The sequence below is a fragment of the Cupriavidus taiwanensis LMG 19424 genome (assembly GCF_000069785.1).
Classification (GTDB): domain Bacteria; phylum Pseudomonadota; class Gammaproteobacteria; order Burkholderiales; family Burkholderiaceae; genus Cupriavidus; species Cupriavidus taiwanensis.
Genome location: NC_010528.1, coordinates 1129694 through 1142008, shown reverse-complemented (window position 1 = coordinate 1142008; position 12315 = coordinate 1129694). Strand labels below are relative to the sequence as shown.

At 71.7% G+C, this 12315-nt stretch carries 6 protein-coding genes; 4 read left to right on the top strand and 2 right to left on the bottom strand.

Annotated elements, in window-relative coordinates:
• Nucleotides 1-110 precede the first annotated feature (110 nt).
• Nucleotides 111-1751, top strand: coding sequence for an MprA protease, GlyGly-CTERM protein-sorting domain-containing form (gene mprA, locus RALTA_RS05290; protein ID WP_012352403.1), 1641 nt, complete (start codon nt 111-113; stop codon nt 1749-1751).
• Nucleotides 1752-1754: 3 nt separating this feature from the next.
• Here the strand turns inward: mprA and rrtA are convergent, their stop codons facing one another.
• The gene (gene rrtA, locus RALTA_RS05285; protein ID WP_012352402.1) at nt 1755-2399 is read right to left on the bottom strand and encodes a rhombosortase; all 645 of its coding nucleotides are present in this window, start codon (nt 2397-2399) and stop codon (nt 1755-1757) included.
• Nucleotides 2389-5256, bottom strand: a complete 2868-nt coding sequence (gene glnE, locus RALTA_RS05280) for a bifunctional [glutamate--ammonia ligase]-adenylyl-L-tyrosine phosphorylase/[glutamate--ammonia-ligase] adenylyltransferase (RefSeq protein ID WP_456063603.1) — start codon at nt 5254-5256, stop codon at nt 2389-2391. The genes rrtA and glnE overlap by 11 nt, the downstream gene beginning before the upstream one ends.
• Nucleotides 5257-5515: 259 nt before the next feature.
• Here glnE and RALTA_RS05275 point away from each other — a divergent pair, with 259 nt between their 5' ends.
• The 3 genes from RALTA_RS05275 (at nt 5516) to tldD (ending at nt 12306) form a co-directional block, all read left to right on the top strand.
• Nucleotides 5516-9895 (top strand): YhdP family protein, encoded by a 4380-nt coding sequence (locus tag RALTA_RS05275; RefSeq protein ID WP_193352062.1) that lies wholly within the window; start codon nt 5516-5518, stop codon nt 9893-9895.
• Between the two features lie 17 nt (nt 9896-9912).
• A complete protein-coding gene (locus tag RALTA_RS05270; RefSeq protein ID WP_012352399.1) occupies nt 9913-10749 on the top strand; it encodes a carbon-nitrogen hydrolase family protein in 837 nt (278 codons plus the stop codon).
• 96 nt (nt 10750-10845) lie between these two features.
• Nucleotides 10846-12306, top strand: a complete 1461-nt coding sequence (gene tldD, locus RALTA_RS05265) for a metalloprotease TldD (RefSeq protein ID WP_012352398.1) — start codon at nt 10846-10848, stop codon at nt 12304-12306.
• Nucleotides 12307-12315: the final 9 nt, after the last annotated feature.

The window sequence follows — 12315 nt, the reverse complement described above, 5'->3', positions numbered from 1 at the left end:
CGATGCGAAAGCCGGCCTTGCACAACCCGGCGGGATCGTATTCGCTACATAAGATGCCCACGCGCCGGCCCCGGCCCGAGCGCGCTACGCCCCAGGGGGAGGAGAAATCCATGCCGCAATCCGCGCTGTCCGCGTTGTCCGTACCTTGCCGCAGCTTCGCGGCCCGCCGCTGGCGGGCCATCGCCCTGGCCGCCGCCGCAGCATGCGGCGCGGTCCCGACCGGCACGGCGCTCGCAGCCGGCGCGCAGTCCGCACCGGCCTATACCGGCCACATCATCGTGCGCTGGCGCGACGGCACCACCGCGGTCGACGGCAACGGCACCGCCAAGTCACCCGCCGCCGCCGAGGCCCTCAAGCAGCTGAGCGAACGCACCGGCATCGCGGTCTCCGCACGCCGCGCCATGGGCGGCAACCTGCAGCTGCTGCAAGTCCCCGACACCTTCGCGGCCGACCCTGAAGCCGCGGCCGCACGGCTGCGCCAGGACCCGCGCGTCGCCGACGCCGTGCCCGACCGCTGGCTGCGGCTGCACGACACCCTGCCTGACGATCCCGAGTTCCAGGTCAACCAGCCGTACCTGAAAGGCACCGGCACCGTGGTCGGCGGCGCCAACCTGCCGCGCGCGTGGGACCGCACCCGCGGCAGTACAGGCATGGTGGTGGCGGTGGTAGACACCGGCATCCTGCCCCATCCCGATCTGCAGGGGCGGCTGCTGTCCGGCTACGACTTCATCAGCACCACCACGGTCTCCAATGACGGCGACGGCCGCGACGGCGACCCCACCGACGCCGGCGACAACCTGCCGGCCGGCTTCACCTGCCCGGGCAGCAGCACGCCCACGCCCGCGCCCACCAACAACAGCTGGCATGGCACGCGCGTCGCGGGCGTGCTCGGCGCGCAGACCAACAACGCGCGCGACATCGCTGGCGTCGACTGGAATGCGCGCATCCTGCCGGTGCGGGTCTCGGGACGCTGCGGCGCGCTGCTGTCCGATACCGTCGACGGCATGCGCTGGGCCGGCGGCCTGCCGGTGCCCAACGTGCCAGACAACCCGACGCCGGCGCGCGTGGTCAATATCAGCCTCGGTGGCGGCACCTGCAGCAGCATCGAACAGCAGGCGGTCAACGACCTGAATGCGCGCGGCGTGGTGGTGGTGGCCGCGGCCGGCAACAACCGCGGCGCGGTCGAAGCGCCAGGCGACTGCAGCGGCGTGATCGCGGTCACGGCCCATGCCAACGGCGGCGAGAACGCCAGCTATGCCAACGTCGGCCCGCAGGTGGCGATCAGCGCGCCGGGCGGGGGCTGCGGCAACTCGCAGGTGGTCGACGGCCGCTGCACGGTCACACCTTCGGTGATCCGCACGCTGAGCAACGATGGCAAGACGTCGCTCGGAAACTACGTGGTGGCATCGTCCGCGGGCACCAGTTTCGCCGCGCCGATGGTGTCGGGCGTGGTGGCGATGATGTTCACGCTCAACGGCTCGCTGACGCCGGCGCAGGTCACCGCGGCGCTGAAGAGTTCGGCGCGTCCGCATCCTTCCGGTACGTTCTGCACCACCAACCAGGGCGTATGCGGGGCGGGCCTGCTCGATGCCGACGGCGCGCTGCTGACTGCGGTAGGTATGCCACCGGTGCAGGCCGCGCCGGCACCGGCCGCGGATGGCGGCGGTGGCGGCGGCGCGATGCCGCTGGGGAGCGCGCTGCTGCTCGCGCTGGCAGGCCTGTTCAGCTTCGCGCTGCGGCGACGCGCGTAGCTCTCAGACGGCGGCGCCGTTGCTGCGCGCCGGCCGCCGCGACAGCCACCATTCCTGCAAGACCCAGCACAGCAGGCCGGCCACCGCGCCGGCCGCATGCGCCACGCGCACCACGCCGAAGCCCCACGCCGGATCGAACACCACCGGCGCCAGCCACGACTGTTCCACCCAGACCTTGGCCAGCACGCCCAGGCACAGCAGCACGCCGGTGATACGCGCCAGCCCGGGCGCGCGCAGCAGCCCCAGCGCGCCCCACAGCGCCAGCCCGTGCAGCGCACCCGAAAGCCCGCCGTACCAGGCAATCGCCGGCACGCGCAGCAGCACCACCTGCACCGCGATGCCGCACGCCACCAGCACCAGCAACAGGGTACGCACCCGCGCCACGCGCGCGCAGATCGCCAGCACGCCGGTGGCGGCGAGCATGTCGGCCAGCCAGTGGTGGCCGTCCAGATGTACCCACATTGCCGTGGCCAGGCGCCACCACTGGCCGTCGTGCCGCACCGCGTCGCGCAGGTACAGGCCATGCGCGTGCCACCAGGGCAGGAAGGTGAAGGCCGCCGACAGCGCCCACACCAGGGCCAGCGCCGCCAGCAGCCCCGGCCACGATGCGCTCGCCGCGGCTGGCGGGCCGGGCGCGTCAGTCCTCACCGAATACGGCCCGCCACAGCGTGCGCACCGCCGCGGTCTGCGCCGCCATCGATGCCGGCGGCACGCGCGCATGGGCCTGGCCGTCGAGGCGCAGCTGATGCTGGCGCGCGCGGAACAGCCGGTAGGCGTCGCCCACCGCCAGCGCCAGCGTGGCGTCGATCAGACCCAGCTCGCCGGCTTCGCGCAGCAGCGCGATATTGCCTGCGTTGCGCGTCAGCTGCGGATAGGCGCGGCTGTGCAGCAGCACCAGGTACTGCACCGTGAACTCGATGTCGACCATGCCGCCGCGGTCGTGCTTCAGGTCGAACAGGTCGGTCGGATTGGGATGGCCCTCGGCGACCTTGCCGCGCATCTGCGCGATCTCGGCGCGCAGTGCCGCGGCGTCGCGCTCCTGGCGCAGCACCTCGCCGCGCAGCGCCTCGAAGCGCGCGCCGATGGCGGCATCGCCGGCGCAGAAACGCGCGCGCGTCAGTGCCTGGTGTTCCCATACCCAGGCGGTGTTGTCGCCCTCGCGCAGCTGGTAGCGGCGGAAGGCGTCGAAGCTGGTGACCAGCAGGCCGGCCGCGCCATTGGGACGCAGCCGCGTGTCGACATCGAACAGCGCGCCGGCCGCGGTATGGCTGGTGAGCCAGGTGATCAGGCGGCGCGCATAGGCGGCATAGACCTCGGGCGCGCGCTCGTGCTCGTCGTCGTACAGGAAGATGATGTCGAGGTCCGAGGCATAGCCCAGCTCCTTGCCGCCCAGCCGGCCATACGCGATCACGGCGAAGCGCGGCGTCTCGCAGTGGCGCGTGGCCAGCTGGCGCCACACCGTTTCCAGCGTCGCGTCGAGCATGGCATCGGCCAGGTCCGACAGGCGGTCGGCCACCTGCTCCACCGTCAGCATGCCCTGCAGGTCCTGCAGCAGCACGCGGAAGGTCTCGGCATGATGCTCGCGGCGCAGGATGTCCATCTGCTGCTCGACCTGCCCCTCCGCGGCCAGCAGCCGTTCATGCAGGCTCTTGCGGAACGCGGCCCAGTCGGGCGCGCCGGCCAGCGCGTCGCTGTCGAGCAGTTCGTCGAGCAGTTGCGGATGGCGCGTCAGGTAGGCCGCGGCCCAGCGCGAGGCATGCAGCGTCTGCGCGACCCGGTCCATCGCCTGCGGGTATTCGGACAGCAGCGACAGGTAGGAGGCGCGCCGGCTGATCGCTTCAAGGAAGTCGATGAAGCGTCCGATGGTGCTGTCGGGATCGTCCTGGCGCGCCGCCAGGTCGAGCGCGCGGTTGACCAGCTGGTCGAAGCGCGCGCGGCTGGACTCGGACAGCGCGCGATAGCGCAGCGACACGGCGATTGCGCGCAGCCGGTCCAGCAGCGCATTGCAGTCGGTAAAGCCGGCCGCCTGCAGCCGCTGGCACGGCACGGCGCTGTCGGCTTCGCCGTGCGACGGGTCCTGGCTGTTGTCCTGCGCGCGCGCGGCGCTGTCATGGATGACAATGTCCGGCCACAGCGCCTCGCACGGGCCCGCATCCGGGTCGGAGAAGGTGGCCTCGAACTGCTGTGCAACCGGCTCCTGCAGCATGGCCAGCCGCGACAGCAATGCCGGCCAGTCGGCGCAGCCCATCATGCGCGCCACGGCCTGCTGCTCGTCCGGCGACGTGGGCAGGTGGTGGGTCTGCGCGTCGTCGCGGTATTGCAGCCGGTGTTCGAGCTGGCGCAGGAAGCGGTAGGCGTCGCCCAGCTGCGCCGCCTGTCCGGCCGGCAGCAGGCCGCGCTCGACCGCCACCGCCAGCACTTCCAGCGTCGGCCGGATCCGCAGCGCCGGGTCCTGTCCGCCGCGGATCAGCTGGAACACCTGGGCCATGAATTCGATCTCGCGGATGCCGCCGCGGCCCAGCTTGATGTTGAACGAGCGCTGGTTGACACCATGCCCGGGCAGCCCGCCGCTGCGCTTGGCGGCCTCGCTGCGGATCTGCGCATGCAGCGAGCGGATCGCCGCGATCACGCCGTAGTCCAGGTAGCGCCGGAACACGAACGGCGTGGTCAGGCGCGCCAGCAAGGCCGCGGTACGCTGCGCATGGGCCGAGTCCAGCGCCGACACCACGCGGCCCTTGATCCAGGCATAGCGTTCCCACTCGCGACCCTGCACCACCAGGTATTCCTCCAGCATGCCGAGGCTGCACGCCAGCGGCCCGGCATCGCCGTTGGGACGCAGCCGCATGTCGACGCGGAACACATAGCCATCGGCGGTGACGTCGGCCAGCAGGTTGATCAGCCGGCGGCCCAGTCGGATGAAGTATTCGTGGTTGGACAGGCTGCGCGGCCCGCCCTGGGTCTCGCCGTCCTCGTCGTAGAGGAAGATCAGGTCGATATCGGACGAGACATTGAGCTCGCGCCCGCCCAGCTTGCCCATGCCCACCACCACCAGCTCCTGCACCTCGCCGCTGTGGGCGCCGACCGGACGGCCGAAGGTGGCGGCCAGATCGTCGCCCAGCACCGCCAGGCCGTGCTGGATCGCCAGTTCGGCCAGGTCGGTCATGGCACCGGTGACCTCGCCCAGCGTGGCCAGGCCGCGCAGGTCGCGCTCGATCACCGCGCACATGACCTCGGCGCGCAGCCGGCGCAGCGCGCGCTTGGCGGCATCTTCGGCATCGGTCGAGGGCGCTTGCAACGCCTGCAGGCGCGCTGCCATCCAGGCGCGCGTGAGCGGCTGCGTCACCGCGGCGGCAAGGATTTCCGGCAAGTCCGGGCGGGCCTGCAGCACACGCCGCGCGTAATGCGAGTACGTGGCCGAGTACAATACGTCGCCGCCTGCCCCGGCGCCATCGCCGTCCGGCTGCAGCGCCTGCGCCGCGGTGACGGCAAAGGCGCCGGCAGCCATGGTGCCGGGGCCCTGCCCCGGTGCGACGGACGCCGCATGGGCGGGTTCCGGCGTGGCGCGCGCGCCATGTTGGTCAGCAGCGCCGCCAGCGGCGGAACTCGTCGGGTCAGAGGCAGTCATTCCAGTATTTGAAATGCAAGGAAAGGCGCGAAAGGTGCGGCCGGGGTACCCCGCTGCGGCACGCGCAGCTTGCGATTTCTTGTTTTAGCCGGCCGGGCACCAGATTGGAGAGCGGCTAGTATTGTCGGATAATCTGCGCATGTCCAGCCGCGCCCCACAACCCGCTGACGGTTCTCCCCCCAATGGCGGCGCGGGCGGGCACGAGGCCGCCACCACGCTGCCCACCCTGCCGGCTGCACGGCCCGACAGCTCCCCTGGTATTGAACCCGCTGGCACGGCTTCCCGCCAGGCTTCGGCCTGGACGCGCGCCGGGGCGCTGGCCCGCGCCGGTGCCCGGGCCGCGGTGGCCGCCGTGCGCCATCCGCTCTGGCGCCGCGTGGGGCGCGCGCTGGTGCGGCTGGCGCTGGCGCTGGCGGTGCTGGCGCTGGCGGCGGGACTCCTGATCCGCTTTGTGCTGTGGCCGCAGGCTTCCGCCGCGCGCGAGTGGCTGGAACAGCGCGGCTCGCAGGCACTGTCGGCCCAGGTCAGGATCGGCTCGCTCGATACCTACTGGGACGGCTGGCATCCCGCCTTCCGCGCCCGCGGCCTGAGCGCGGTCGATGCCCAGCAGCGCGCGCTGCTGTCGGCCGCCACGCTCGACGGCAAGCTGGCGTGGCGTTCGCTGGTCAGCATGAACCTGCAGTTCGTCAGCCTGAGCGCCAGCGGCACCGACATCCTGGTGCGCCGCACCCCCGAGGGCCGGCTGCTGGTCGCCGGCATGGTGGTCGACGCCACCGGCGGCCAGCAGGACGACGACCGCTTCCTGGGCTGGCTGATGTCGCAGGGGCGCGTGGCGCTGTCCGACGGCAAGCTGCGCTGGCTCGACGAGAAGGCGCGCCTGCCCCAACTCGACATCGGCGAGATCCGGCTCGACACCCGCCGCGAGGGCGCGCGCCACACCTTCCACCTGGAAGCGCGCTCGCCGGCACTGGGTCCGCGCCCGCTCGAGGTTCGCTCGACCTTCCGTGACGACTACCTGCACAGCGCCGGCAACTGGCGCCACTGGAGCGGCCAGGCCACCTGGGACCTCGGCCAGCTGCAACTGCCGGTGCTGCAGCGCTACCTGGCAATGTTCGAGCGCGTCGCCAGCGGCACCTTCAGCACCGATGGCAGCATCGAATTCCGCGAGGGGCGCATCGTGCGCAGCCAGACCCGGCTGCGCGCCAGCGGCGTCGACCTGCAACTGGCCGGCGCCGCCGCGCCGCTGCGGCTGGCCAATGCGCAGGCCCTGCTGCTGCACCGGACCGAGCGCGACGGCAGCAACCTGCTGACCGTCGACACGCTGCTATGGCAGCCGCTGCAGCCCGAGCAGCCCGCGGTGACCGATCACGGCAACGCGCCCGCCGCGGCCGACGGCAGCTGGCGCGAAGGCATGCGCAAGGTCGCCATCGGCTGGGCCCGGGCCAAGGACGGCACCCTGAACAAGTTCTCGCTGAAGGCACCCTCGCTGGACCTGAACACGGTGCGCGCGCTGGCCACTTCGATGCCGATCGACACCGCGGTGCTGCGCCGGCTGCGCGCGCTGCAGCCAGCCGGCCATATCGACAACCTCAACGTCAGCTGGACCCGCGCGCGCACTGGCATGCTCGAGCGCGGCGGCGGCAAGCCCCACTACAGCATCCAGGGCACGCTGCGCAATGTTTCCGTCAACGGCCAGCCCGCGGTGCCGGCGCTCGACGCGGCCGGCCATCCGCGCCCGGGCACGCCGGGCTTCTCGCACCTGTCCGGCACCTTCGCCTTCGACGACCAGCAGGGCAGCGCGCGCTTCGAGGGCAACGACGCGGCGCTGGTGCTGCCCGGGCTGTTCGAAGACCCGCACCTGGCGTTCGACCAGATCGGCGGCGACGTGCGCTGGCAGCACCGCGACGGCAAGCTCGCGGTGACGGTGGACAGCTTGCGCTTCGCCAATGCCGACGCTGCCGGCTCGGTGCGCGGCACCTGGCGCGAAGGCGGTGACGGCGTCTCGGGCCTGGCGGACCTGGCCGGCGAGATGAGCCGCGCCAGCGTGGCGCGCGTGCCGCGCTACCTGCCGCTGAGCATCCCCGCCGCGACTCGCCACTACCTGTCCGGCGCGCTCGCCGGCGGCGAGGCCGCCGGGGTCAGCTTCGTGCTGCGCGGCGACCTCGCGCACTTCCCGTTCCACGCGCCGCACGAGAAGGCTGGCGAGTTCCGCGTCGAGGTGCCGATCGAACACGTCAGCTACCAGATCGCGCCGCATGCCGCGCCGCACGAGCCGGCCCACGGCACCGCCGGCGGCGCCCCGTCATGGCCGGTGTTCACGGATATCGCCGGGCGCGTGGTATTCGACCGCGGCAGCATGACCTTCCTGGCGCGCCGGGCTACGGTGCAGGACATTGCCGGCGTCACGCTGCAGGATGTCAGCGGCCGCATCGACGACCTGAGCCCGCGCGGCAAGCTGGCCATCGACGGTAGCGCCACCGGGCCGGTGCAAGGCTTCGTGCGCTACATCAACGCCTCGCCGGTGCGCGAATGGACCGCGCACGTGGCCGACGCGGCCAGGGCCAGCGGCAATGGCGAACTGAAGCTCAAGCTCGACATGCCGCTGGAGCACGCCAATGCGGCCCGGGTCGATGGCCGCTTCCGCTTTCCCGGCAACGATGTCGTGCTCGGCCCGCAACTGCCGCCGCTGGGCAATGCCAGCGGCGTCATCACCTTCAACGAGCACGGCTTCGGGCTGGAGAACCTGCGCGCCCGCTTTCTTGGCGGCGAGCTGCGCCTGGCCGGCGGCACGCAGCCGGACGGGGCCACGCGCGTAAGCGCGAGCGGCCAGGCCTCGGCCGCCGGGCTGCGCGAGGCCGCGGCGGGCACCGCGCTGGCGCCGCTGGCGGCGCGGCTGGAAGGCACCACCGGCTACAGCGCGGTGATCGGCGTGCGCGACCGGCAGTTGCAGGTCCAGCTGAACACCGAGCTCAACGGCATGGCGCTGCAGTTGCCGGCGCCGCTGGCCAAGGCCGCGGCGCCCGCGCTGCCGCTGCGCGTGGAGCTGCGTCCGGCCGCGCAGTCGGCCAATGCCGCCGGCGCTGCCCGCGCCGGCACCGACGAACTGGCGGTGCAGCTGGGCAATGTGCTGAACGCACGCTACCTGCTACGCCGCGATGGCGGTGGCAACGGCGGCCATGGCTTCGAAGTGCTGGCGGGCGGCATCGGCGTGCAGCAGGCCGCGCCGCCGCCGGCGGCCGGCGTCAGCGCCGCGGCCACCTTCGACCGGCTCGATATCGATGCCTGGCGCGCCGCCTTCGCCGGTGGCGCCGGCGAAGGCGGCAGCACTGCCGCTGCGGCCGCCGACGAGCCGCCCTCGCCGTTCCTGCCGAACCGCATCGCGCTGCGCGCGCGCTCGCTGCACGGCATGGGCCGCACGCTGGACGAGGTCTCGCTCGACGCCAGCCGCGAAGCCGACGGCTGGAACGCCAGGGTCGACTCGCGCCAGGTTGCCGGCGCGGTGCAATGGCGCCCGGGCGCGACGGCTGCCGCCGGTTCGCTGCGCTTGCGCCTGGCACGCCTGAACGTGCCCGATGCCAGCGACGAGCACAACGTGGTCGATGCGCTGGCCAGCAGCATCGACACCTTGCCCGCGATCGACCTGGTTGCCGAGCAGTTCATGCTGCGCGGCCACGACTTCGGCAAGCTCGAGGTCAAGGCGCATACCGAGACCGGCGCCGGCGGCACCGATCCGGTATGGACCCTGGACAAGCTGCAGATCGAACAGCCCGGCGCCACGCTCACCGGCAACGGCAGCTGGCGCGTGCCGCGCCGCCTGCGCGCCGACGCCACCGCCGAGCGCCGCACGCTGCTGTCGTTCGCCATCGACGTGCGCGATGCCGGCGCGACGCTGGACCGCCTGGGGCTGCCGCATACGCTCAGCGACGGCAAGGGCAAGCTCGAGGGCCGCGTGGCGTGGCGCGGCTCGCCGCTGTCGATCGACTACCCGACGCTGACCGGCAAGCTGTCGCTGGACCTCGAGAACGGCCAGATCCTCAGCGTCGAGCCGGGCGCGGCGCGCCTGCTCGGCGTGCTCAGCCTGCAAGGCCTGCTGCGCTTTGCCACGCTGGACTTCCGTACGCTGTCGGGCCGCGGGCTGCTGTTCGACCGCATCACCGGCAGCGGCACCATCGAGAACGGCGTCGGCACGATCCAGGACTTCCGCCTGCGCAGCCCGCAGATCATCGCCAGCATGAGCGGCACGGCCAACCTGCTGCGCGAAACCCAGGACCTGCGCGTCGAGGTGGTGCCGCGCATCAATGCCACCACCACCTCCATCGCTGCGGCCTTCATCAATCCGGCGCTGGGCATCGGCACGCTCGCCGCGCAGTTGCTGTTCGCCGACGAGTTCTCCAAGATGTTCACCCAGCACTACCGCATCTCGGGCAGCTGGGCCAACCCACAGGTCGGCAAAGTGGAGGACAATAAGGCGCAAGGCCCGACCTTCCAGAACCGCGCGGACCCGGCCTTCCCGCGCTAGAAGAAGATGCCGCCCCCATGACCCCAGCCAGTTCTGCCAGCCCTGCCCCGTTCCGCGTTGCCGCCGTCCAGACCGTGACCGGCACCTCGCTTGACGCCAACCTGGCGCGCGCCGAGGCGCGCATCGCCGAGGCCGCCGCCGGCGGTGCCGAACTGGTGCTGCTGCCCGAGTACTTCTGCATCATGGGCCGCGCCGAATCCGACAAGGTTGCCGTGCGCGAGCACGACGGCGACGGCCCGGTGCAGCAGTTCCTGGCCGACACGGCGCGCCGCCATGGCATCTGGCTGGTGGGCGGCACGCTGCCGATGTGGTGCGATGACCCGCAGCGCGTGTACAACACCTCGCTCGCCTTCAACCCGCGCGGCGAGCGCATCGCGCGCTACGACAAGATCCACCTGTTCGGCTTCACCCGCGGCACCGAAAGCTATGACGAATCGCGCACCATCCTGGCCGGGCGCACGCCGGTCAGCTTCGATGCGCCCTGCGGCCGGGTGGCGATGTCGGTGTGCTACGACCTGCGCTTCCCGGAGCTGTACCGCGGCCTGGCCGCAGACGGCGGCACCAGCCTGATCCTGATGCCGGCCGCCTTCACCTACACCACCGGGCAGGCCCACTGGGAAATCCTGCTGCGCGCCCGCGCCATCGAAAACCAGTGCTATGTGCTGGCGGCGGCTCAAGGCGGCAAGCACGAGAACGGCCGGCGCACCTGGGGCCATTCGATGCTGGTGGACCCGTGGGGCGAAGTGCTGGCGATGCTGCCCGAAGGCGAAGGCGTGGTCGGCGGCGTGATCGACCCGGCGCGGCTGGAGGAAGTCCGGCAGAACCTGCCGGCATTGCGGCACCGGGTGCTGTAGCATGTACGCAACTGCGGGGGCCGATGGCGCCCTCGCCCACAGGATTGTCTGCCGCGCCGGCCAGCCCGCGCGGCCACAGGAAAAAAAGGACCTCTCATGAACGCCGGCGATCTCGGAATCCGCAACCTGGCCACCGCGCAGCAACTGCTGCTGGCGCCGTACGGCCTGGACGAAGCCAGGCTCCAGCGCGTGCTGGCCGATATCTTCACGCACAAGGTCGACTACGCCGACCTGTACTTCCAGTACACCCGCAACGAGGCCTGGAGCCTGGAAGAAGGCATCGTCAAGTCGGGCAGCTTCAGCATCGACCAGGGCGTGGGCGTGCGCGCGGTCTCGGGCGACCGCACCGCCTTCGCCTACTCGGATGAAATCAGCCTGCCCGCGCTGTCGCAGGCGGCAGCCGCCACGCGCACCATCGGCAAGGCCGGCAGCGGCCGTATCAAGGTCGCCGGCGAGCTGGCCACGCAAGCGGGGCGCAACCTGTACTCGCCCAACGACCCGCTCGACTCGATGAGCGCGGCGGAAAAGGTGGCGCTGCTCGAGCGCATCGAGCGCATGGCGCGCGCCAAGGATCCGCGCGTGGTGCAGGTCATGGCGGGCCTGGCGGGCGAGTACGACGTGGTGCTGGTAGCGCGCAGCGACGGCGTGATCGCCGCCGACGTGCGCCCGCTGGTGCGGGTCTCGGTCACGGTGATCGCCGAACAGGGCGGGCGCCGCGAGATCGGCTCGTCCGGCGGCGGCGGCCGCTATGCCTACGGCTATTTCACCGATGCGCTGCTGCAGCAGTACGTGGACGAGGCGGTGTCGTCGGCGCTGGTCAACCTGGATGCGCGCCCGGCCCCGGCCGGCGCGATGACCGTGGTGCTGGGCCCCGGCTGGCCCGGCGTGCTGCTGCACGAGGCGGTCGGCCACGGGCTGGAAGGCGACTTCAACCGCAAGGGCTCGTCGGCGTTTGCCGGCCGCATGGGCGAGCGCGTCGCGGCCAGGGGCGTGACCGTGGTAGACGACGGCACGCTGGCCAACCGCCGCGGCTCGCTCAACCTGGACGATGAAGGCAACCCGACCCAGTGCACAACGCTGATCGAGGACGGCATCCTGCGCGGCTATATCCAGGACACGCTCAACGCGCGCCTGATGAAGATGCCGGTCACCGGCAACGCGCGCCGCGAAAGCTATGCCGCGCTGCCGATGCCGCGCATGACCAACACCTACATGCTCAACGGCGACAAGGACCCGCAGGAAATCATCGCCAGCGTCAAGAAGGGCCTGTATGCGGTCAACTTTGGCGGCGGCCAGGTCGACATCACCAACGGCAAGTTCGTGTTCTCGGCGAGCGAGGCCTATATGATCGAGGACGGCAAGATCACCTACCCGGTCAAGGGCGCGACCCTGGTCGGCAACGGCCCGGAATCGCTCAAGGACGTGACCATGATCGGCAACGACATGCGGCTGGATTCGGGCGTGGGCGTGTGCGGCAAGGAAGGCCAGAGCGTGCCGGTGGGCGTGGGCCAGCCGACGCTGCGCATCGAGAATATGACGGTGGGCGGGACGGCCTGAGGCCGCTGT